Below are 24651 nucleotides of genomic sequence, written 5' to 3'. Positions count from 1 at the left end.
TATATTTTTTCATTTTCAGCAGCTTATACGCTTTGCAAGCTCTAAAATCGGTGGTATGTTTATTAAACAACAACGAGAACAAAGTCACATAACAAGCTGAATAATTATAAGTGACATAATATTAAAAAAATCAATAGAGGACCCTTACAGCGAAAGCCTATCACTCTAACGGAGTGATAGGCTTTCTTATATAAGCAACTGATTTAATTTATAATTAAGCTTCCATCGAGCCAAATTTACCACTATTGAAATCACGAACTGCTTCAACGATTTCTGCTTTGCTATTCATGACAAAAGGTCCATAACCTTCAATCGGTTCATTCAGTGGCTGACCAGTCAAAATCAAGAATTTACTGTCTTGTTCTGCCTTGATACTAAAGTCAATTTCTTCACGGCTCAGCACCACCAAACTCGGTGCCTCTATGCTTTGGCTTTCATTTAAGATCACCTGTCCTGAAAGCAATACCAATAATGCAGTATGACCTTCAGTTGCATAAAAGGTATGTTCTTGACCTTGTACAATCGTACCATCCCAGACATTGACTGGGCTAAACGTCGTCGCAGCACCAGCAGTATCTTGGTATTGACCTGCAATCACTCGCATCTCACTACCCGCATCATCCAATTTAATGTGCTGAATTTGATCGGCTTCAATGGCTTGATATTTTGCTGGCGTCATTTTGGAATGCGCTGGCAAATTGACCCACAACTGCACCATTTCAAACAAACCACCTTGATGAGCAAATTCAGGAGAATGGAACTCTTGATGCAAGATACCACCACCTGCAGTCATCCATTGCACATCGCCTGCTTTAATCGTTCCACCACCACCACTTGAGTCTTTATGCGTCACTTCACCTTTATAGGCAATGGTGACCGTCTCAAAGCCACGATGAGGATGTGAACCTACGCCATGCTGCGCTGTGGTTGGATCAAAACGATACGGTGCCGCATAGTCCAATAACAGGAATGGACTGAGGCTTTGGCCTAAACGGTCGTAAGAAAACAAGTTATAGACTGGGAAACCATCACCCACCCAGTGCATGTGTTTGTTTTGATACACACCAAGAATTTTTTTCATTTGGTTTCTCCTATAGCGTAGAAGTTCTGTTCTTGGTCTCTATTTTACGCTTCGAGCAGCTGGGCTTATAGCCTCAGATTGGCAACACATTATTCTACAAATAGGACAATTTAAAATTAAAAAGTGAATCAGCGCTTAAACCTTATCAATCATCCCATTTTTGATATTGTTTATCTCATTTTTTGCGCTTCATCTGACTTAAAAATTTAACTAGCATAATTTCAAGCAGTACGGAAATTCACTTTCTTTTCCGTGTTCTTTTTACAAAAACATGAGGATACAACAATGGCTAAAGACTATATTCGCCTAGACAAAGACAACGCAGCCGTACTTTTGGTCGACCACCAAGCGGGCCTACTTTCATTGGTTCGGGATATTGATCCAGATAAATTTAAAAACAATGTCTTGGCATTGGCTGATGCCGCAAAATACTTCAACTTACCAACAATTCTCACCACCAGCTTTGAAAATGGCCCAAATGGTCCACTGGTCCCTGAACTTAAAGCGCTATTCCCTGATGCGCCATATATCGCTCGTCCAGGTCAAATTAATGCTTGGGACAATGAAGACTTTGTTAAAGCAGTCAAAGCAACTGGTAAAAAACAACTGATTATTGCGGGTGTGGTAACGGAAGTCTGTGTCGCATTCCCAGCCTTGTCTGCATTGGCGGAAGACTTTGATGTATTCGTCATTACTGATGCTTCAGGAACATTCAACGCCTTAACTCGTGATGCAGCATGGGATCGTATGTCACAAGCAGGCGCACAACTCATGACATGGTTTGGAATGGTCTGCGAACTGCACCGTGATTGGCGCAATGACATCGAAGGCTTAGGCGCTTTATTCTCGAATCATATTCCTGATTATCGCAACTTGATGACCAGTTATTCCACCAATACCTCAGAAAAATAAACCGTAATATCAAGATTAGTAGAGGGTCTGTTGACATTTCAGCCATGTCTTGCGTTATCAGCTAAAACGACATAAACAAGGCATGAAATACAGGTAATGGTCATCCCCTTACCAAGTTTCATAACGCAGTTTAGGGAAGTTTTAGCTATAACCCTGAGCAAGAGCAAAGCACTGCTTTGATTGCAGCGCAAGGCGAAGCTCAAAGACAGAGACATTTTCTGTCGCAATGAGAGCTATAGCTCGTAAGGTGAAATGTCAACGGCCCCTAGTTAATGCTATTCTAATCTTGTCGTATTTATCGGATTCGCTTTGCCTTGATCAACTCATTTGATGACTTCCATTATTTCTATTTGGTGGTGAAACACGGCGGATTTAGCGCAGCCAGCGAAGCTGAGAACATCAGCAAATCCAAGCTCAGCCGTCGTATCATTGAACTTGAGCATAAATTTAATGTCAGCCTGATTCAACGCACTACCCGCCATTTTAAAGTCACGGATTTAGGCCAAGAATTTTATGAAGAATGCTGCAAAGTGATTGCACAAGTTGAGTGTGCCGAGAATGTTTTACTCAAGCAAAAAAATGAACCGCAAGGTACGGTCAAAATCAGTTGCCCACCTTTGATGATGCATTTCCAGATTCGAAAATTACTCAATCAGTTTTTAAAAGCCTATCCCAAAGTTGAAATTTCTTTAGAATTGACCAGCCGTCGTGTCGATGTACTTCACGATGATATTGATATTGCGATCCGAACCAGTTTTGAACCCAATCAGGATTCGAGTTTAATCGTCCGCGATGTGATTCGAACCGAGCATTGTCTGGTCGCTGCACCCGAATTACTGCAAGGTAAAAGCATTAATCATTACTCAGACTTACAGCACTATCCGAGTGTGGCCTTGGGCATTCAAAAGCATCAGTACTACTGGCACTTATGTCACGTTGATAGTGATGAAAGCGTCGATGTACCTTATCAGCCACGAGTGAAAAGTAATGATTTGGCTGGGGTCTATTATGCGGTCAATGATGGTTTGGGCATTGCGGATCTGCCTTATCTGACCGTTCAAGCTGATATTCAGAAAGGCAAACTGATTCATATACTGCCGGAATGGAAATCCAATCGGGGTACAGTTCAGTTGGTCTATGCCTCGCGTAAAGGTCAACGCTTGGTGGTGGAAAAGCTGATCGAAACCCTGATGGAAGGCCTGCGAGAATTGGCAAAAACTGACAGTGGCTATTCTTTATAGTGCACTTTTTAGTATAAAACTGAGTTCTGCTGTTTTTTCACCATCAATCCAAGTAATTGGCCTTTGTATAATTGAACCTTAATCGATCGAGGAAACATCACTACTTGGCTTGATCCTGCTATTCAATGGTATGCACTACCCAAAGCTAAACAAGGACAAAACTAAATTTATTCTGATACAGCTATTCAACGCTTTTTAATGATCAAATCTCTCTTTTGTTTGTCTCTACGTATGCTCACGGACTTCGTACAAGGTCTAATTAATCGATGTAGTTTGAATTGGACTACTCCAGACTACATGACGATTTGTAGAAGACAAAAGATCAAGAAATTGATTTCGTCTATACGGATGGAGCTTATGATACAAAACACTGTCGATAGATGATCTCAGATGGCCATGCAAATGCTGTCATTCCGCCGAGAAAGAATGTGAAGTCTTGGAAGAATACAAGGATTCATTTACCACAAAGAAATGAGCTGCTTAGGGCGGTTAAATATTTGTGCAACAGAGCACATTATAATTATAAAAAATCATTGGAGAAATTACTCCTTAATATGATTACACCTAATCATAATAAGCACTAAAGAGCAGATAAACAGACATTAAAGCTGACTAGACGAACATAATAAAGCACGGTAGGATAAACTGACACAGAGTAAATATTTATCATTTACAAATTAGTCGAATTTATTAAATCAAAGTGTGCCAACCTCGGGGATAAAATCAATATTTCCCCGTACACAATATTATGAGTGAAAAATGACTAGTAAACTTTGGAATAAGTTCTTTCAAATTATTATTCTAATAATTTTAAGTTCTGGATATTCAAACTTATATGCAGCGGATAAAAGAGGATTAATCGCATCCACTGCATTCAATAACCAACCGATTAAAGGCGTCTTTTTCTTTCCTGGTAACGGTAAGCAAGACAATTTAAAATACTACACTATAAACCCTTTAGACCAAAGGCACTTACTCTGGGATAGTGATGCGAATACCCGCAGTTGGATCTTAGATCAAATTGTTGCCACGAATGCAAACACACTCATCGTAAGCTATTGGGGGAAAATGGTCTATTGGTCTCCTATGAAAGTAAAGGAAGATAGCTTTAAGGATGTAGTAGAAGCAGCCAAAAGTAAGCCTTTACTATTGATGCCTGCAATAGAGAGTGGATATGACCCTAAATGGCTGGCAGAAAGAGCAAATCAATGGTCATTTTCACAAGACTTTAACCCAACAGCCTCTAACCCAACCCTCATAGCTCCTAAATTAGTAAATTATGTCGGAATATTAAAAAACTTTTTTGAAGCCGATATGAATAAGTGGCTTAAACTGTATGATAAAGATGGAAACTCACGTTATATAATACAGCTTCTTCACGTAGCCTCAAACAATACCCAAGGCCTAAGCAGAAAAGAATATAGTAAAAAATTCATCCAATCTTTTGACCTAGTGGCCGAAGAAATATATATCAAACATGGAATTAAAGTTGGTTTTACTTTAGATGCTATTGGCAATCAACCATTTTCACTTGATCCTTTAAACTTAGATGATAGCAACAACTTAAAGGGCTCCTCATCCATCATTGCTATACAAGGATTTATTTCCGAAGTATACGGAAGCCCATCCATAAAATGGAGCTCTCCAAATCAAGAAGCAATCAATAACAATATATTAATAACTTCGCCATCTAATCGCACTAAATATGCTGTAGAGAATATTTTTGACTGGAAAAATAAATATATATCAGATTGGGCAAAAACTGGATTACCCATTTTTCTAGATATTTCTAATGGCTTTGATGGTCGGATAGTCTGGAAGGAAAAAGGAACTGCTTATTGGGGAGATAATCATGACGGCATATATGATAATTGGCGTAATTGGATGAATCAATTAAGAAACAACAAAATCAAAGGGATTGTCTTCAATACTTGGAATGGCTATACAGAAGGCTTTGTAGCAGTTCCATCCATTCAACATGGTAATACACCTTATCAATGGTTAACTAATGCTTTTCAATTTCCTCCTGGGGAGTGTAACCATCAATTTTTTATAAATGGTCGTCCTACATACGATATATATGGTGCTATCTGTCAAAAATGGCTATCCTTAGGCGCAGATAGAATGTTCGGCACACCTTCATCTAGAGAATTAGCCTCAACCTCAAAACGTGGTCGAGTACAATATTTTGGCCCTGACAAAGCTATTTTTTGGGGCCAGAATACAGGTGCATATCTTGTTAAGGGAATCATTTTCAACAGCTATAAAAATATTGGTGCAGATTCCAGTTGTTTAGGTTTACCAACCTCTGATGAAATAGTTCTTAAAAATAGTTATATTTCTAATTTCGAAAATGGACAGATAGAACTTATTTTTGGAGAAAAAATCCCAAACGTAACATGTAGATGACACCATTGCATAGCAGTAGTGTGTTCATTTCATTCTTCCTAAACCCTGAATGGCTGCGGATGCCCTTGTCTCAATTCATTTTATGGCCTGTTCTCCCGCTTGGCTGTTAGCTGCCTGTACAGCGTCTGTCAATCTTAACTGCTCTGTTTTGGCCAGATGCTGTATTGTACTAGTTCGCTTTGTTGTCGCTTATATGGTTCAAATCGTCATCTATGTGTTGAGTGATTGCAGCTCTATAGTGCGATGCTGTGTATTTCTATAGCTATTTCTGAAAGCCATCAACGTATCCCTCTTTTCAGGGGCACGCATCTCCCTAGGCAGCTACTTCCACTCCGCTGCAGAGTTGAAATAATATTTATGCAGTAACCATAGTTTAGAAAATGCCGTATTGAGTAAAGTGATTCACTCTAGGTATCAAATATGTTTATTTGAGCAGAAAAAAAGTTTACAGAATTACTTATAATTGCTGTAAACTTTTTCATAACATATTGTTTATTAAAATTAATTTTATAAATTTAACAAACTATGTCTCTAGGGTGTACTAGAACGGTAAATCATCATCTAAGTCAGCAGGTGCAGCAGCAGGTTGCGGCGCTGCTTTTGGTGTATTAAAACCGTTGCCTGCTTGTGGACTACCTGCATAATTACCTTGCTGGTTGCCACCATTAAAACCACCGCCTTGACCATAACCACTTTGATTGTTGTTATTGTTATAACCGGTATTTTGGTAACTGCCACCTTGGTTATTATTGTTGTTAAAACGAGGTTGATTAAAGTCACCACCGCTCTGCTCGCCTTGTTGACGGCTATCGAGCATTTGCATTTGGTCACCACGAATTTCCGTGCTGTAACGCTCTTGACCATTTTGGTCTGTCCATTGGCGGGTACGCAATGAACCTTCGATATACACTTTTGAACCTTTACGCAGATATTGCTGTGCAATCTCACCTAAACGGTTATGTAACACGATACGGTGCCATTCTGTTTGCTCTTTACGTTCACCTGTACTTTTGTCCATCCACGATTCACTTGTCGCAATCGAGAATTGAGTCAATGATCCACCATTTGGAAAAGTTTTTGTTTCCGGATCTTTACCTAAAGTACCTACTAAAATAACTTTATTCACACCACGCATTAGCTGTCTTCATCCTATATATTTCTACGTTTTACTTTATAAGAGTTATGATTAAATGGCTACCTCTTTGCCAATCAAGTGCGTTAAATCTTGTCGCCCGGCATCATCAATGCTCTGTTTATCGACTTTAATATATGCAACTTGCTGTTCTGGCATCACCACGACTTCTTCAATACCACGAATCGCCAACAATTTTGAAGTCCATTCATCTGTTTGTATCGCCTGAGGTAAAGGTAACACAATCGAAGATAAATATTTCGGCTGGGCCAGACCAAAACTAATCAGCAGCCATATTATAGCAATCCCCGTCAGCACACTCCACCCGAGCGCAGTATTCTGTAACATCAAAAGCTGCCCGCCCAAGGTTCCGCCAAAGAAGGCACCCAAAAACTGGCTACTTGCATTGACACCCATTGCTGTGGCTTTCGATTGAATCGGAGCTGCTTTTGATAACCAAGATGGCAATAATGCTTCCATCACGTTAAAAGCAATAAAGAACAAGCCTAATCCAGCCAATAAAACATATTTCGATTCATAGCCAAAAATCAGGATCAATAAACCACTGATAATCCCTGCAATTGCAGTGAGAAAAATACCGCGCATTTTACGATATTTTTCCGCGATGATAATGCTTGGAAAAGCAAAGAACAGACTAATAACTAACAAAGGCAAATAGACTAAGCCATGTTTTGCTAAAGGAATTTGTGCATATTCGATCAGCTGTGAAGGCACATAAATGAACATCGCAGTGAGCAATAAATGCAGTGCAAAGACAGAGACATGCAGACGATTCAACTCGCCCATTTGAATAACTTGCTTGAGCTGATTCAAATAACCTTGCTTATAATTTCGATGGTGTCGCGTGACTTTAGGTACAAGCAATAGCATTGCAATCGCAGCCAAGCCCATAATCGTTGTCACAAAAAATAAGCCTGAAATGCCGACTAAACTGGTGAGCCATGGCCCTAGACTAAATGCCACCACAAAAGATAAGCCAATACTCATGCCCATTACGGCCATGGCTTTGGTCCGTTGTTCTTCACGCGTGACATCTGCCAGCAATGCCATTACTACCGCAGAAACCGCACCAGCACCAGCAATCGCACGACCAATAATCACGCCATAAATTGTGTCGGATAAACCTGCGATTGCACCGCCAATTGCAAATAACAATAAACCCAAAACCACCAAAGGCTTACGACTAAACCGGTCGGCCAATAAACTAAATGGAATCTGTAAAATTGCTTGGGTTAAGCCATATACCCCAACCGCTAGACCAATTAAGGCTGGCGTGGCGTATTGATAGGATTGCCCTGCGACTGAAAACACAGGAATAATCATGAACAAGCCCAACATGCGTAAGGCAAAAATGCTACTTAAGGCAAAGGTTGAACGGCGTTCTAAAGCATTCATTGTTGATAAGACACTATAACTGGCTCAGCGAATTATAAGCCATTCGCCTACAAAGGTTGTAAGTAGATTATGAAAAACACAATCTTTCTTCAGAGAAAAAAATAAAGGAGCGATGTTCGCTCCTTTATTTACAATAGCTGACCAAGCTGAAAACAAGCTTAAGAGGCTTGTTGTTCGCGCTTGCTATATTGGATCGAGGCAATCACCGCCCAAACAATAAAGGCCACACCGATCAGACCCGTCACAATTTCAGGTACATGTAAACCAGTACCGCTGGCAATCATGATGAATGCTAAGGCACCTATCGCATAATGCGCACCATGTTCCAAGAAGATATAGGCATCCAAAGTGCCTTTCTCAACCAAATAAATGGTCATCGAACGAACGAAGATCGCACCAATTGCCAAACCTAGCATGATAATGACCACATCACTGGTAATTGCAAAGGCACCAATCACACCGTCAAAACTGAACGATGCATCAAGTACTTCAAGATAAAGGAAACCACCAAAACCAGCTTTCACCACACCTGTAGCTGCACCATTCGAGTCATGAGTCACTGCATTGCCATTCTCATCAATCTCAGGTTCACCACCCAATAAATGACTCAGCACTTGTACACCGATATACACCACGATGCCCCAGATACCCGCCATGGTCACCGCCAAACGTGCCGATTCTTCCACGTTTGCAGCCATGATAATCATCGCAATTAATGCAAGGAAAACCGACATTGCAGGCACGCTAGCCAAGTGCGCCAGTTTCGCTTCTAACCACTTAAACCAATGGGTTTCTTTACCATCATCAAAGAAGAAGTTCAGGAATACCAATAATAAGAAGGTACCACCAAATGCTGCAATTTCAGCATGATGTGCCATTAACCGCTCTGAATAGGTTTTTGGATCATTCAGCGCCAATTTAGCCACTTCAATCATGCCCATATCAGCAGTTACTGCGACAATCACAACAGGGAAGATTAAACGCATACCAAATACGGCAATTAAGATACCAACCGTTAAGAAGATCATCTTCCAGAAATGATCCCAACCACGGAGTACCGACGCATTTACAACCGCATTATCAAATGATAAAGAGACTTCCATCACTGCTAAAATTGCTGTAATCGTCAATGCTTTAAGCATGGTTGCTACGCCTGCTTCAGGACCATGCGTATAGCCCCAGTAGGCAGATAGTGCTAAGCACACTACCGTAAAAAATATTGAGAAACGGAAATGCTTCATGAGCAACCTTTTATTCAAATCGTAGGGTTATAAAATGCGTCTATTGTAGGCGAGTTTTAGCTGAAATAGACAAAAGATTGTTGCACTTATTTTGAAGAAAAAATTATCACCGTAAGACTCTGTTATAGTGCTGACAGATTTCTTTTCGGCTTGCTTTAATAGGTTCAATCCATGACGTTTTCTCAAGATGTTTGGCAACGTAATCAAAATTTATATCAAAAAATATTAGCACTCCCGTTTAATCAAGAACTTGCAGCAGGTTCATTAGACCGTGAAGCCTTTTGTCATTATGTGATTCAAGATGCACATTACTTATTGGCTTATGGTCGCGCCCTTGCTGTGGCTGCGGCAAAAGCTTATGAAGCTGACGATGTGATTCAATTTTCTGAGGCGGCTAAAATCGCCATTATTGTGGAACGCAGTTTACACAGTGACTTTATGCAGGAATTTGAGATCAGCAAAACTGAGTTTGAAAGCACACCGCTCACGCTTGCCTGTCATCATTACACCTCTTTTCTGACAGCCACAGCTTGGTCTGAAAGCTATCCTGTCATTCTGGCAGCATTATTGCCATGTTTCTGGATTTATGCCGAAGTGGGTAAAGATATCGTCAGTCAGTCCGTTGCCAACAATCCTTACCAAGCATGGATCGATACCTATGCAGGTGAAGAGTTCAATACCGCAGTTCGTAACGTGATTGCGACGGTTGATAAAGTCGCTGCACGTTGTGATGAAGATACTTTAGCCAAAATGCATGCGGCTTATACCATGGGCGCAAAACTGGAATGGTTATTCTGGGATAGTGCTTATCAGCAACGCCAATGGTTAGGTTTGGATTAAATAATCCTGATCCACTCGCTTGTAAAAGGAGGGGAAGGCCCTCCTTTTACATCACATATAAAACTGATTGAAATATTTAATTCCTGCGCCATTTACCCCAATTGAGAAAAATGGTTGCCGCGATAATCACTAAAAAAATAAGAAATTTAGCCTCGAAACGGGCAAAACTTAATTCATGACTACGACTTTTATCTTGGAAAGAATTCTGCACTTGTTCAGCATCCATTTTTTGATGAATATTCAGTGCTATTATTTGTGGTGTTTTTTCCCCTTCCCCTATCAACAAATAAGCGGCCTTGATTTCAAAATCTTGGGGGTTTGCTATACCAAAGCTAATTTTAGCGGGCTTTTGTAAATTATATTCAGGAATCCAATCAATAACTTGACCATAAACACGGACATTACTCGCGTCACCCAATACTGGGTCTTGTACTTGCTTTCCCGTTTGATCTTCGATTTCTTCAACCAAATCATCAAACTCTTTAAAAGAATAGTTTTGCCGTGCTGGTAAATTATTGGCGACTAAACTGACAACTTCTGTTGGATTCGCCGGATGATCTTTATTAATGACACCCTCACCACTGATCACAAAATCAGCTTTTGTATTCATTGCTGCAGATTTTGGAACACCAATTAAATAAAAAGCAGTCCACAATTGAGAGCTTGGATTTAGCTTTTGCAGCTCTACTTCATAAAGCTCATCATGATTTAAATTAAAAACCTGATCAAATCCAAGAATTTTTGTCTCTTGTGCTGCCACCCCAAGACAAAAAAACAATCCACATCCGAATAACACGATTTTTCTTAACATTATTATTGCTCATTTTCTTTATCTTATTAATTTTAATCTATTTATTTTAAATTTCAGAAGATGTTTTTTGATTTTATTCACACATGATGACCAAAAATGGCAACTTGTGGCACTCCTTTATCCATAATTCCCAGTCTTGCTCTTTATCAAGATATAGGCAGCACAGTAGGTTTTCCTTGAGACATAAAAAAGCCCCATATAGGGGCTTAGTCGTATATCGTATCGTCCGATATACTGTATGAGGCTCATCTCAAACTGAGCGCATTAAAGCATAAATCAGATTAAATGCCTACTTTTATTGCTCGCTTAAAAAACATTCACCACAATTAAAGCAATCAATGCAGGTACAGCCTGAATATAGATAATCTTTTTACTCGCAGTGAGTCCACCGTAAATCCCTGCAATCAATACACAGCCCAAAAAGAAATTGGCAATCGCAATGGCATATGTTGCAGGTGCGAGTAATGACCAGAATAGGCCTGCGGCAAGAAAACCATTATACAGCCCCTGATTTTGTGCCAACACTTTGGTCAGTTGTGCTTTTTCCAGACTATTGCCAAAGGCCTTTAACCCATAGGGTTTGTCCCATAAAAACATTTCCAGCACCAAAATATAAACATGCAATACTGCAATTAACCCGATCAGTACTTGTCCCAACATGCGATTTTTCCTTTTTATTGTGTTTGAAATTGATTGGATCAGTCACAAAACTGACCCAGTATTTTACAGTGATGGTGTTAACAATACTTTACCTTGACGTACACCTTGAGTTGCTTTCAATGCAGCCGCTTCGATCTGATCGAAACTAAAAACCCCTTCAACAGGTAGAATCAGTTTTTTCTGCGTCGCAAGTGTTAGTAATTCCACAAACAAAGCCTTTTTACGCTCTACTGGCATTTCCTTATTGACCACACTGGCCCAGAAACCTTTAACCGTGGCTTGTTTAAAAATCAGATCCCCCGATGAGATCTGCATAGTCTCACCAGTCATACTACCAAACGAAACCAATAGACTATTTTCACTGAGTAGATTCAACATTTCGCCGCTAGCACTGCCGCCAATTGAATCCACCCCAGCAATTAGTGGCTGATCCGCATGTATGGCTTTTACCTGTTGTTTCCAGTCTGGCTGATCTGTCGCAACCACATGCTGAATCCCCAATGCCTGCATTTCCGCAATCGCATCACTACGCCGAACCAAATTAATCACTTGTAGACCACGCGCTTGGGCAATCATGGCAACCGTTTTCCCTACCGCGCCATTTGCCGTATTTTGAATCAGCCATTGACCAGCTTGTACATTTACAAAATCGAGTAACATCAAAGCGCTGATCGGCATCCCAATTAGTTGTGCTGCTGTCTGATCATCAATCGCATCATTTAACGGAATGATACTTGCTGCTGGCGCGATGAAGTATTCTGCCCAACTACCATGTACCCCGGCGACCGCAACGCGCTGCCCTAATTTACTTGCATCAACCCCTTCACCCACTGCATCGACAATACCCACCGCTTCGCTACCACCAATCGCAGGCAAGCTTGGCTTATAACCATAGCTACCACGTACGGTCCAAACATCATGATTATGGATTGGAGACATAATCATCTTGATACGAACTTCACCTACTTTCGGCTCAGGCTGCGGCATCTCACCCAACTGCAACACATCGACGGGTTCACCAAAACTGTGATGGATAATACTTTGCATGTTTTATTCCTTAATCGGTTGGAGCAGCTGTTGAGTGGTTTCTAAAGCTAAATGTAGCGGTGCTTTGTCTTGGGCCAGTTTGGTCATCAAGGCGGCACCCAGCCACAGTTGATACATCACTTGGGCCGTTTTTAATGGGTCAAGATGGGCAGGAATCGAGCCTTGTTGTTGCCCTTCTTGCAATAACAAAGACACGCGTTGTGTCAACCGATGCACACCAAGGTTGAGAATTTGGCGCATGTCTTCCGATAAATCTGAAACCTCTGCTGCTAATTTCACAATGAGACAGTTCTCGGCCCAGCTACCATGAACAGGATCATCGATCCACGCCTGCCATAACGCCATCAACCGCGCATAAGCATTCTGTTCAGTCTGCTGCCAGAGTTGCTCGACACGGATTTTATAATCCGCCATATACTGTTCCAGTAAGGCACAACCAAATGCCTCTTTAGAAGCAAAATAATGGTAGAACGACCCTTTCGGGACATCACAGGCCTTGAGAATCTCTTGTAAGCCAACACCGACAAAACCTTTACGCAATACCAGCTCAAAGCTGGTATCAAGAATATGTTGTCGAGTGGCTTCACTTTTATTTGATCGTTTCATAGCCATACTATAAATCAATATTAGACCAGTCGTCTAGTTAATTATGTATTTTAATAAGTGATCAATTTTTACATGGTAATCTGAGGCATTGAATGCTAAAAATACTAGGCGCTTGGCGTGAGATAAATGTGAACCAGTTCATTAACCGTCACAATTTGTCGTTTTAATTATTTTTATACCACTTGAACGATTTTAAATCGCTATCATATACACGTTTTCATATTCAGCTTATTGAGATGTATTTATGAGTCAAAGTCATATCCGTATTCGAGGCGCACGTACCCATAATTTAAAAAATGTGTCACTCGATATTCCACGTGACAAGTTTGTGGTGATTACGGGACTTTCTGGCTCAGGTAAATCATCATTGGCTTTTGATACCTTGTATGCCGAAGGTCAACGTCGTTATGTCGAATCGCTTTCGGCTTATGCACGTCAATTCCTTTCACAAATGGAAAAACCAGAAGTCGATTCGATTGAAGGTCTATCCCCTGCAATTGCAATTGAGCAAAAGTCCACCAGCCATAACCCACGTTCAACTGTCGGTACCATTACTGAAATTTACGACTATTTGCGTTTGCTCTACGCGCGCGTGGGTACACCTTACTGCCCTGAACATGATCTGCCGATGGTGGCACAAACCATTTCAGAGATGGTTGATGCGGTAAAAGGGCTTGAAGAAGGTACAGCGCTGATGTTGCTTGCACCTGTGGTGCGTGAGCGTAAAGGTGAATACACCCAGTTGTTTGAACAACTCCAAGGCCAAGGTTTTGTGCGTGCCCGTGTCGATGGTGAAATCATTGATATCGATACCCCACCTGAACTGGACAAAAAGAAAAAACACACCATTGAAGTGGTGGTCGATCGCTTTAAAGTACGTGACGATCTCGGTAACCGTATCGCAGAATCATTTGAGACCGCATTACGTTTAGGCGGTGATATCGCAGTATTATCTTGGATGAACGGTGAGCATCCTGAACGTGTCTTTTCAGCAAAACACTCATGCCCTGAATGTGACCGTGCCGTAGCTGAACTTGAACCACGTCTATTCTCATTCAATAATCCCTTCGGTGCCTGCCCTGTCTGCGATGGCTTGGGGACACGCAGCCATTTCAGTGCTGATAAACTGATTCCAAATCCTGAAGTTTCAATCAGCCAAGGTGCAATTCGTGGTTGGGACAGACAGCGCCCGTATTACTACACCATGCTGCAAAAAGTGGCTGATCATTTCAGTATTGATCTCGATCAACCGTGGAACACACTAGATAAAGACACCCAGAAAAAATTCTTACAAGGCTCAGGCAAAGAGAAAATCGATCTGAGTTATATTGATGAACGTGGTCGTAAACACAGCCGCGTGCAAGCTTTTGAAGGGATTTTGCCGCATTTAGAACGTCGCTACCGCGAGACTGAATCCAATTATGTACGTGATGATTTAGCCCAATACCTGTCTAACGCAGCTTGTGATGCTTGTGGTGGTTCGCGTCTGAATGAGATTTCTCGTCATGTGCGAGTTAAAGACAAGACCATTGCCCAAATCACTAAAATGTCGATTGGTGATGCGGAAAATTATTATCAAGACCTGAATCTTGAAGGCGCTAAAGGTGAAATCGCTGATAAAATCTTTAAAGAGATTCGTGAACGTTTACATTTCTTGGTCAGCGTTGGCCTGAACTATCTCAGCTTGGCACGTTCCGCAGAAACCCTTTCAGGGGGTGAAGCACAACGTATCCGTCTGGCGTCACAAATCGGTGCAGGCTTGATGGGCGTGATGTATGTACTGGATGAGCCATCAATCGGTCTACATCAACGTGATAATGATCGCCTATTGCAAACCCTGATTCGTTTACGTGATCTGGGCAATACTGTACTGGTAGTTGAGCATGATGAAGATGCAATTCGTGCTGCTGACCATATTATTGATATCGGACCAGGCGCTGGGATTCATGGCGGTGCCGTGATTGCTGAAGGTACTTATGATGAGTTAGCCAATCATCCTGACTCACTCACAGGTCAATATCTGTCAGGTAAATTGAAGATTGAAGTACCGAAACAGCGTACTCAATCGCCACGTCCAGATGAAGTCATCAAATTGTCTGGTGCAAGCGGACATAACTTACAGAATGTGGATTTGACTATTCCATTGGGCATTATGACCTGTGTGACAGGGGTTTCAGGTTCAGGTAAATCAACACTGATTAACCGTACCTTATTGCCTTTAGCTGCGACTCAACTAAATGGTGCAACCACGCTGACTGCGGAAAAGTTTGATTCAATCGATGGCTTACAGCATTTGGATAAAGTGGTTGATATTGACCAAAGTCCTATTGGCCGTACACCACGTTCAAACCCTGCAACTTATACAGGTTTATTCACACCGATTCGTGAATTGTTTGCGCAAACACCTGAAGCCAAAGCGCGTGGTTATAGTGCTGGCCGTTTCTCGTTTAACGTGAAAGGTGGACGTTGTGAAGCCTGTGAAGGCGATGGCATGATCAAGGTCGCGATGCACTTCCTACCTGATATGTATGTGCCATGCGATGCCTGTCATGGCAAGCGTTATAACCGCGAAACCTTAGAAGTCGGTTATAAAGGCAAAAACATTTCTGATGTATTGGAAATGACGGTTGAAGATGCCGCTGAGTTCTTTAGTGCTATTCCTGTGATTCATCGTCGTTTAGATACTTTGACCCAAGTCGGGCTTGGCTATATCCGTTTAGGACAAGCAGCAACCACCCTTTCAGGTGGTGAAGCGCAACGAGTAAAACTGGCACGTGAGTTGGCAAAACGCGATACAGGTCGAACCTTATATATCTTGGATGAACCGACTACAGGTCTGCATTTCCATGATATTGCCAAGTTACTCGACATTTTGTACGAGCTACGCAATAAGGGTAATACCATCGTGGTGATTGAGCATAATCTGGATGTGATCAAGACTGCCGATTGGGTGATTGATCTAGGTCCTGAAGGTGGTTCGGGTGGTGGTCAAATCATTGCCGAAGGAACACCTGAGCAAGTGGTGAAATCTAAAATTTCACATACAGCGAAGTTCTTAAAACCTTTGTTGAAATGATACTCCGCATAAAAGATTAAAGTTTTCTAGCAGGATTAAGTACAGAAACTTAATCCTGTTTTTGATTCAATGATCAAAGATACCTGAAGAAAAATAAGCATCGCACCTTCCGCACAAGCTTTAAGTCTCTACAATATTCTTCCCTTTCACCTTCGCTTTTAACAATGACTGATCCGCTTTTTCTAACAACTCTAACCAGCTATTCGCCCCAATCGCAACACCAATGCTGACTGAAACCTGAATCGGTTCAATGGCATTCGGAATAACGATTTTTTCTTTTAAAATTGCCGAACGAATACTCTCAGCCACCACTTTTGCAGCGGTCATCTGAATATTCTCAATCACCACCAAGAACTCATCACCGCCATAACGCACAATCAAATCAGATGCACGAACATTATTCTTAAGCTGATCAGCAATCATGGTAATCACCTGATCACCGACAATATGTCCATACTTATCATTTACAAACTTAAAATTATCAATATCAATCGCAATCACACAAGTCTGAGCCAGTCCCTCGGGCTTTGACTCAAGAACCTGAACATATTCATCTAGAGCTAAACGGTTTGCTACTCCTGTTAACGCATCAGAATTTGCAATCTGCTTGAGTTGCAACTCCATGGTGTCACGCTGCTTTAACATTCCCTTTAATTTATCAATTGCTTCAAACAGCGAGATAAACTCTTCTTTATTATTTTTACCAGAAGGAAATTCATCCGAAGTTCCCGATAAACGTAAAATCATATCTCGGGCATGAATCAGGGGACTGAACACCTTACGCTTGGCATAAATCATGGTGAAAATTGCAATCAGTAAAGATAGGCTGGAAATAAGTAAAGTAAAAATAAACTGTCGCTTTGCGAATTTATTTTCATTCACTGCAACCCGAATGCTGTAATCCAGAATATAGTTTTGCAAATCCATTACTGGAGTAAATTTCCCCACCATTCGTTCTGTCAATTGTGTCCCAGACAGGAAATACGCTTTATTATTTTTACTTTCATCTAATAGGCGCGCAATGATAGGTAATCCTTTATCTAAAAATTCTGTTTTAACACGACGATATAAATCTACATATTCGAGCGTCTTCGACTGTTCAGGTTGAATCGTATCAATTAACTCCCAAAGATAGATCGCTTGATGCTGTGTCTGTAATGATCGTGCCCGATTTTCATCTGATATTTTTTCACCAAATGTCACAGGTGCCATAACATTAGATGCGACTCTACCCGCCTGATCACGCATATCTGTGAGCACCAGAATCGAGGTAAAGTAGTTCGACATCTTGCTGTTCTTACTATTAGAACGAACCAATAACCAAGTTAAGAACTCTCGGCTTTCATCCCAAACACTAAACATTGATAAAATCGCATGATCATATTGCTTCGACGTTCGCTCAGCATGTGGTGTGCTGGCATATGCATCAACAATGGCCCGTGCTGCAGCCAGTTTAACTTTTAAATCTGTTTCCAATTCATAAGCAATCAGCCTAAAACCGTTTTGTTTTAAAACTTCAATGGTGTTATCAATTTCTGCATCAACAATCTTTCGATACTCGAATAATTCTTTTTGATTTTCCAATAACACATCTGGTTGACTCGACATTACTTTATTGGAAGGTGCCCGTTCTCTGGAGATTTTATTGGCTGTTTTGACTAATGTACGAAGACAGGTAATTTCAGTAAGTGTTTGCTCTGATTTTATATATTCTTGATAACTATTAATAATTAAAGGGATGGAGAGATAAAAAATCGAAAAGATAATGACTATCATACAGAAAAAGAGGCGACGGCTAATCTGCTCAGAACGTAATTTCGAGCTTTTTAATTCACGCTCCATTCAGGCACCTTGTACTTTTCAAAAATGATCTCAATTGATTTTTAAACAGAACTTAATTTTACCCGAATTCCAAATAGCACGACCATGCATTAACTAAGTTTTTGGTTACATTAATCTTTATTGTCATTATGGGACGGAGAATTCATCATTTAATACATTTATCGAGAATGATTTTTATTTAAAAATACTCATATTTCTATGTAATACACTGAATAATATAGATTTTTAAAAAACAACAACCCCTGTAAAAAACTGAAATTAAGATATTTTTTGAATAGATTTAGTTTCAATCACCTTAGAACTAATATTCATAATAATATTATCCTTATACGATTTATGAATAACAAATATCTTTCAAATCGGTTGCCTCCATATATAATTCGATTCATTCCCTACGTTTTGATTCATAATTTTTAACAAGCTAAGCACTCTTCGTTAGTTTATTTTTCTTTATATTTTTCAACCTTATCATTTAGTTTAATCATCTCGACTCATCATTGATAAATAAACTAAGAAACATTCATCTGAGACATTCATTATCCTGATTCCTCAGATATAGATACAAGTCGAGCTAATGATTCATATGAAAATATGAATTAGCATGAGGAAGTCGTTAAAACATACCTTTTCCATTAAAATCAATATCATCTACTTTTCAGATAAAGTTTTTTTTGAATATTCCATCTAGCTATTAATCGAATAACCCTATCCTAAGAATAAAAATTATCAATTTCACAAATTACGCTCCAGAGAACATAATTCAAGCATAGACAGATTGCAGAATTTAAACCAGTAACCCTCTAGGATGTTTTCTCCCCCAAGTTAAACATCCTTTCTCAGCCCAGCTTTCCCTAAAGCTGGGCCTTTTTTATACTCAGTTATTAACTTAGTATTCCCAATTGTTGTAAAGCTTGATACACAATCGCTTTACGTGCATCGGCATGTTGAGGTTGGCTCATTTGCATATTCAGTGAAAATGCGGTGATCTTGCCATTCGGCTGTTCAACCCAACCTGTCCACCACCCCACTTGCGGACTAACATCCATTCCCCAACCACTTTTAGCATAGAGCTTGGTTCCATGAACTTCATCCACCAATAACATGTCTTTCACTTGTTGCTGAGTTGACTGATCAAATGGTAGCTTTTGCTTTGCCAATGCATAGGCAAAGCGTACTTCTTCTACAGGAGTAATTTTTAGTGGACCTACTAACCAGAAGTTATCGACTTGAGTTCCTATATTTTTATTACCATAGCCCACTCGCTTCACTTCACGAGTCATCAGCTCGAGACCAATACGTCGTGCCAGTTCTTGATAAACAGGTACAGCCGATGCCTGCATCGCCTCAGCTAATGTGAGGTCTTTTTCCCAACTACTGAATGCGCGTTTCTGTCCATCCCATTTAAAGACTTCATTTGGCATAGTTTTATGATGTTGTATGCCAATTAATGCATTGAGTATTTTAAAGGTCGAAGCTGGGATATAGCGCTGATCTGCACGATGTACATCATTGCCATATTTTTGAATTTTCTTTCCATCATATATCACCAAAACACCACTGGTTTGAGCATTTTGGAATAGGCTCGCGATCTGCTGCTGTTCACTTTTTTGTGTCGTGGTTTGCTGCTTTTGTTGACTAAAATTCTGACAAGCCATCAAGGGTAAGCCCAGCATCATTGAAATAGATAAAGTGAGCATTTTTAGTTTTTTCGACATGAGCATAAAAGGTGGAAAAGTAGAATAAACAGCCACTATAAGGCTTTTATTACATGTCTTCTGTAGTGTTATTTGATCTAAAACTGAGAAAAAAGATAAAAAAAAGCTCGACCTTGGGGAAAGCCGAGCTAGTAAAACAGTGATGTAAAAACATCAAAATACGTCAAAGAAAATGTTATGAGATATTTAAATGCAAATTAGATATCCCTTGCTTTGTATTATGTGAATTAGCTCTCAAAAAGTAAAGTTGATTAAATAGATCGGGTTTATCGTTACAATCGATTTTGCTAATTGCTCATTAAAGATGCAATTTTTACATGATTTTTAGTTTATATTAACTGAGAATGAATATCATAATTTTGCAAAGTCTATCGCAGAAAAATTACGGAATATTATTTTAACTCACACTTTTGAACGCGGATTTATGACAGAAATAAGAACTCAATAAACGAAAAAAACGATCAAAACGATCGAACAAACCAATTAAAATATTTATTGATGTGATCGCTACAAGCCCCCTTATCTCGTTAAAAAATAAACATATCTATTTGTTAGATATATATTTTATAAAAGGTTGACAATATTTTTTCCAATCGCTCACTTTTCACACACAGTCTGTTCAGCATTTGTTCGTTTATCGGAAGCCCAAATTTATTACATTGACTTCATACTTTGTTACAATACAATGGCTCCAACTTTACTCTTTATTGTTTTAAAGCTGGAAATCATTATGAAAAAACTCGGTTTAGCCACTGCTTTAGTTTTAGCCATGACCGGTGCTCACGCATACCAAGTAGAAGTTCAAGGTCAATCTGAATTTTTAGATACTAAACAGAATGACAAAGATTTTACTGGTGCTGCTCAAGGTACTTACTACTTTAAAAATGTAGATTCTTCTAAAGGTCCTTTAGCTGAAGCTGCATTCTTAAACCAAGCATCTAATGTATCTGTTGCTTATAGCTTCGCTAAAGAAAGTGGTGACGAAACCATCACTAAAAAGAATGAATCTATTGGTGCTAAAGGTGAAGCTTACCTTCCAACACCTTACCTACCAGTATACACAAGCGCTTCTTATAGCCATTCTCAAACTAAAACTGATGGCAAAAAAGACAACGGTGACCGTTTCGCATTAGAAGTCGGTACTATGCTTACTCCTAACTTCTTAGTTGCTGTTGGTTATACTAACATTGCTGATCAATTTGCTTTAGATGCAAACAGTGTTCTTGCACGCGGTATTGCAAAATCTGTAGTTGAAGCAAAAACTATCGGTGAAGATCAGGATGCAGTAACTGCACGTACTAAATACGTAGGTAACATCGATGGTACAAACATGGCTGTAGGCTTCGAAGCTGGTCTTGTTTACGGTGATGACACTGCTTACGAATTAAAAACTGACCTTTATTTAACTCCAAAATTAAGCGTTGGTGCTTCTTACGCTGAATCTAGCTATGCTAACACTCCTGATTCAGCTTGGGGCGCAAACGTAAATTACTTCATCACTCCAGCTGTTGCTGTAGGTGCTAGCTACGTTAACGCAAATGCAGTTAATGCTGACTTAGATACGCAAACTATCGGCTTAAACGCGAAGTTCCGTTTCTAATATTGAATTTGGGTTCTACATAGAACATCTCATTCATAACAAAAAACCAGTTCCTATGAACTGGTTTTTTGTTTTCTGATCTTCAATAAAATTAAAAATCGAATTTGTCATTCAATCTCTTACATCTTTTTATCTTCAATATTTAAAGCACTAATTGCCAATACCGCTTGGGTACGATTTTGTACGCCCAACTTGCGGAAAATTGCCGTGACATGCGCTTTGATCGTGGCCTCAGAGACTTCTAGTTCATAAGCAATTTGTTTATTCAATAAACCTTCCGCTACCATCATCAATACACGGAACTGCTGTGGCGTGAGTGATTGTAAGCGTTCAGCTAAAGCAGTTTCATCTGCCGCACGAGGATCAAAGCCCGCATGGGTGGGTAAGTTTGGTGGTAACCAAATCTCACCTTCTAAAACATGCTTAATGGCTTCCCCAATATGACTTGGATGGGAAGATTTCGGAATATAGCCCATTGCACCATGCGCAATCGCACGCTGAATAATCGAAACTTCTTCATGTGCCGAAACCACAATAATCGGGATCGCGGGATATTGTGCACGGACATACACCAAGGCGGAGAAACCCGATGCACCAGGAAGATTTAAATCCAGTAAGACTAGATCAGGCTCTGCACCATGCTCTAAACGTGCATAGAATTCATCTACATCTGCAGTCTCTTGGATCTGCGCCTGAGGCAAACTATAACGAACCGCTTGAATCAAAGCATGTCTAAATAAAGGATGGTCGTCTACAATTAAAATATTCATAAGCGCTTAAGCTATCTGCAAGTACGTCACTGTACGATGTTTATTTAAATTCAATCCGCTTAAGCCTATTTTCAATTCAAGGCTAGGTCAAGCACAAGACATGATTTATTTCCTTTTCCCGCAAAATAAATCAAATATTGATATAACTTGATTAAAACCATCTTTGCATCAAACAGATTAAAAAATATTGAATAGAAACAGAAAATTAACAACCTAAAATTTGATATTTATTGTGATTTATCGACATATCTTTAAAAAAGATAAGCTTGCAGCATTTCCTTATTTTACAGCTTGGCATGCGGTGTAGATAAATAAATAGCAATTCGAAATGATCTTTTAGGCCGTTATTATGTCCAATCACAATACCCTCTCAACTCCCCTTAATATTGTTGCAGTATCTGGTGGTTTAAATAGCCCATCAAAAACAGAAAGTTTGGTGCAGGCGATTCTGGATGAACTTTCAGAAGCAATTAATATTAAAGTACATTTCGTCAAACTCAGCGAAATTGGACCTTTATTGGGTGGTGCAATTTATCGTAATCAACTGCCTCAACGCGTACAAGATGATTTGGCTGCAGTTGAAGCCGCAGATGCATTGATTGTGGGCACCCCTGTTTATCGTGCTTCGTTTACAGGTTTATTTAAGCATTTCTTCGACTTTGTTGAGCAAACAGCTTTGGTTGATGTACCGGTCCTACTTGCCGCTTCAGGTGGCAGTGACCGTCATGCACTGGTGTTAGAACATCAATTACGCCCTTTATTCAGTTTCTTCCAAGCACAAACATTACCGATTGGGGTCTATGCCACTGATCGTGATTTCACCCCTGAATATACGGTTAAAAGCGAACAATTGTCTGATCGCGTCACCCTCGCTGTGGCACGCGCCTTACCAATTTTAGAATGGGCACCAGCCAAAGGCCAACGTGCAGCGGCCATCAAGACTAAAACTGAGCAAGCCAATCAGAATCTCGGCATCAACAAACAAATCGAACAGGCAGAAGTCTTACCATCTGCGGCTGTACCGAATCTGGATGCAGCTGAATCTCGCTTGCACCCGAAGTCAACCAAGAATTTAACCCACGTCGCATAAACCATATCTGTTATGGAGGATACAACGATGACAACAACAGCATCCGCAATTAAATTTGCCTACTGGGTTCCCAATGTGAGTGGCGGTCTCGTTGTAAGCAACATTGAACAACGTACTGACTGGAGCTATGACTACAATGTGCGCTTAGCACAAGCAGCGGAACGAAGCGGCTTTGAATATGCCCTCACACAAATCCGTTTTACCGCTGGCTATGGCGCAGAAAACCAACATGAATCAGTGAGTTTCAGCCATGCTTTATTGGCAAAGACCGAAAAACTTAAAGTGATTGCAGCGATCCTACCTGGCCCTTGGAAGCCTGTACTTGCGGCTAAACAGCTAGCAACCATTGACTACCTCACCCAAGGGCGTATTGCGATTAATGTGGTGAGCGGCTGGTTCCGTGGTGAATTTGATGCGATTGGCGAACCTTGGCCTGAGCATGATGAACGTTATGTTCGCTCAGAAGAATTTATTCGTACCCTCAAAGGTATCTGGACGACTGATAATTACAGTTTTGATGGGAAATATTACCAATTCCAGAATTACACACTAAAACCTAAACCACTGCAAAAACCTTATATTGAAGTGTTTCAAGGCGGCAGTTCCCGTGCAGCACGTGATATGGCCGCGCGTGTATCGGACTGGTATTTCACTAACGGCAATAGCGTTGAAGAAATCAAAAAGCAGGTCGATGATGTCCGCAGCAAAGCAAAGTTAGCCAACCGACAAGTCAAGATTGGAGTCAATGCTTTTATTATCGCACGTGATACTGAGGAAGAAGCCAAAGCCGTATTGAATGAAATCATTGCTCAAGCCAACGTCGAAGCAGTGAATGCCTTCGGTGATGCGACTCGTGAAGCAGGTGCAGCAGCCCCTGAGCGTGAAGGCAACTGGGCAAAATCGACCTTTGATGATTTGGTGCAATATAACGATGGCTTTAAAACCAATCTGATTGGCACACCACAGCAAATTGCGGAACGTATTGTAGCCCTAAAAAATGTGGGGGTTGATCTGGTGCTTTCAGGCTTTCTGCATTTTATTGAGGAAGTTGAATATTTTGGAGAAAAAGTTCTACCCCTCGTCCGTCAACTTGAACAACAACAGGAGCAGCTTCTCGCAGCAAAATCAGCGTAGTTTTCAGCATTAAATAAGAAGAAAAACA

General features: G+C 40.4%; 19 protein-coding genes and 1 pseudogene. 9 read left to right on the top strand and 11 right to left on the bottom strand.

Annotated features, from left to right (window positions below):
- Positions 1-214 precede the first annotated feature (214 nt).
- Complete coding sequence (locus NDN11_RS01015) at positions 215-1081, bottom strand: pirin family protein (RefSeq protein ID WP_251110526.1); 867 nt, start codon at positions 1079-1081, stop codon at positions 215-217.
- A gap of 285 nt (positions 1082-1366) precedes the next feature.
- Between NDN11_RS01015 and ycaC the strand changes: the two genes are divergently transcribed.
- The 4 genes and pseudogenes from ycaC to NDN11_RS00995 all read left to right on the top strand — a co-directional run bounded on the left by ycaC (position 1367) and on the right by NDN11_RS00995 (position 5643).
- Positions 1367-1993 carry an isochorismate family cysteine hydrolase YcaC gene (gene ycaC, locus NDN11_RS01010; protein ID WP_251110525.1) on the top strand — a complete coding sequence of 209 codons (627 nt, stop codon included), beginning with the start codon at positions 1367-1369 and terminating at the stop codon, positions 1991-1993.
- A 314-nt stretch (positions 1994-2307) separates the two neighbouring features.
- On the top strand, positions 2308-3234 hold the full coding sequence (locus tag NDN11_RS01005; RefSeq protein ID WP_251110524.1) for a LysR substrate-binding domain-containing protein: 927 nt from the start codon (positions 2308-2310) through the stop codon (positions 3232-3234).
- Between the two features lie 42 nt (positions 3235-3276).
- A pseudogene (locus NDN11_RS01000) lies at positions 3277-3734 on the top strand (transposase); the annotation flags it as partial.
- Positions 3735-3993: 259 nt separating this feature from the next.
- On the top strand, positions 3994-5643 hold the full coding sequence (locus NDN11_RS00995) for an LGFP repeat-containing protein (RefSeq protein ID WP_251110523.1): 1650 nt from the start codon (positions 3994-3996) through the stop codon (positions 5641-5643).
- 541 nt (positions 5644-6184) lie between these two features.
- Here the strand turns inward: NDN11_RS00995 and ssb are convergent.
- From ssb to NDN11_RS00980, 3 genes are all read right to left on the bottom strand, one after another.
- On the bottom strand, positions 6185-6778 hold the full coding sequence (ssb, locus tag NDN11_RS00990) for a single-stranded DNA-binding protein (RefSeq protein WP_251110522.1): 594 nt from the start codon (positions 6776-6778) through the stop codon (positions 6185-6187).
- Between the two features lie 51 nt (positions 6779-6829).
- On the bottom strand, positions 6830-8191 hold the full coding sequence (locus tag NDN11_RS00985; RefSeq protein WP_167248542.1) for an MFS transporter: 1362 nt from the start codon (positions 8189-8191) through the stop codon (positions 6830-6832).
- Positions 8192-8349: 158 nt separating this feature from the next.
- The gene (locus tag NDN11_RS00980; RefSeq protein WP_005209435.1) at positions 8350-9432 is read right to left on the bottom strand and encodes a DUF475 domain-containing protein; all 1083 of its coding nucleotides are present in this window, start codon (positions 9430-9432) and stop codon (positions 8350-8352) included.
- A 171-nt stretch (positions 9433-9603) separates the two neighbouring features.
- Here NDN11_RS00980 and tenA point away from each other — a divergent pair, with 171 nt between their 5' ends.
- Positions 9604-10272: a thiaminase II gene (gene tenA / locus NDN11_RS00975; protein WP_251110521.1), complete on the top strand. Its 669-nt coding sequence runs from the start codon at positions 9604-9606 to the stop codon at positions 10270-10272.
- Between the two features lie 76 nt (positions 10273-10348).
- Here the strand turns inward: tenA and NDN11_RS00970 are convergent, their stop codons facing one another.
- From NDN11_RS00970 to NDN11_RS00955, 4 genes are all read right to left on the bottom strand, one after another.
- On the bottom strand, positions 10349-11083 hold the full coding sequence (locus NDN11_RS00970) for a hypothetical protein (protein ID WP_251110520.1): 735 nt from the start codon (positions 11081-11083) through the stop codon (positions 10349-10351).
- Between the two features lie 306 nt (positions 11084-11389).
- Positions 11390-11743 (bottom strand): DUF1304 domain-containing protein, encoded by a 354-nt coding sequence (locus tag NDN11_RS00965; RefSeq protein WP_004803688.1) that lies wholly within the window; start codon positions 11741-11743, stop codon positions 11390-11392.
- Positions 11744-11806: 63 nt separating this feature from the next.
- Positions 11807-12790, bottom strand: a complete 984-nt coding sequence (locus NDN11_RS00960) for a zinc-binding dehydrogenase (protein WP_251110519.1) — start codon at positions 12788-12790, stop codon at positions 11807-11809.
- 3 nt (positions 12791-12793) lie between these two features.
- Positions 12794-13396, bottom strand: coding sequence for a TetR/AcrR family transcriptional regulator (locus tag NDN11_RS00955; RefSeq protein WP_167248802.1), 603 nt, complete (start codon positions 13394-13396; stop codon positions 12794-12796).
- A gap of 244 nt (positions 13397-13640) precedes the next feature.
- Here NDN11_RS00955 and uvrA point away from each other — a divergent pair, with 244 nt between their 5' ends.
- Entirely contained in the window at positions 13641-16472 is a 2832-nt protein-coding gene (gene uvrA, locus NDN11_RS00950; RefSeq protein ID WP_167248537.1) for an excinuclease ABC subunit UvrA, read from the top strand.
- A gap of 120 nt (positions 16473-16592) precedes the next feature.
- Here the strand turns inward: uvrA and NDN11_RS00945 are convergent, their stop codons facing one another.
- A complete protein-coding gene (locus NDN11_RS00945) occupies positions 16593-18314 on the bottom strand; it encodes a GGDEF domain-containing protein (protein WP_167248536.1) in 1722 nt (573 codons plus the stop codon).
- A gap of 881 nt (positions 18315-19195) precedes the next feature.
- Positions 19196-20029, bottom strand: a complete 834-nt coding sequence (gene blaOXA / locus NDN11_RS00940; RefSeq protein ID WP_251110518.1) for an OXA-286 family carbapenem-hydrolyzing class D beta-lactamase — start codon at positions 20027-20029, stop codon at positions 19196-19198.
- Positions 20030-20759: 730 nt separating this feature from the next.
- On the opposite strand from blaOXA, the gene omp33-36 reads away from it, so the two are divergent.
- Positions 20760-21629 (top strand): porin Omp33-36, encoded by an 870-nt coding sequence (omp33-36, locus tag NDN11_RS00935; protein ID WP_251111460.1) that lies wholly within the window; start codon positions 20760-20762, stop codon positions 21627-21629.
- 119 nt (positions 21630-21748) lie between these two features.
- Here the strand turns inward: omp33-36 and NDN11_RS00930 are convergent, their stop codons facing one another.
- Entirely contained in the window at positions 21749-22399 is a 651-nt protein-coding gene (locus NDN11_RS00930) for a response regulator (RefSeq protein WP_004657203.1), read from the bottom strand.
- A gap of 349 nt (positions 22400-22748) precedes the next feature.
- On the opposite strand from NDN11_RS00930, the gene msuE reads away from it, so the two are divergent.
- Together msuE and sfnG are read left to right on the top strand one after the other, a co-directional pair.
- Positions 22749-23489, top strand: coding sequence for an FMN reductase (gene msuE / locus NDN11_RS00925; protein ID WP_167248535.1), 741 nt, complete (start codon positions 22749-22751; stop codon positions 23487-23489).
- A gap of 27 nt (positions 23490-23516) precedes the next feature.
- The gene (gene sfnG, locus NDN11_RS00920; protein WP_167248534.1) at positions 23517-24623 is read left to right on the top strand and encodes a dimethylsulfone monooxygenase SfnG; all 1107 of its coding nucleotides are present in this window, start codon (positions 23517-23519) and stop codon (positions 24621-24623) included.
- Positions 24624-24651: the final 28 nt, after the last annotated feature.

This window comes from Acinetobacter sp. C26M (assembly GCF_023702675.1).
In the GTDB taxonomy this organism is placed as follows: domain Bacteria; phylum Pseudomonadota; class Gammaproteobacteria; order Pseudomonadales; family Moraxellaceae; genus Acinetobacter.
The sequence above is the reverse complement of the archived record's forward strand: the minus strand, read 5'-3'. Positions and strand labels throughout refer to the sequence as shown.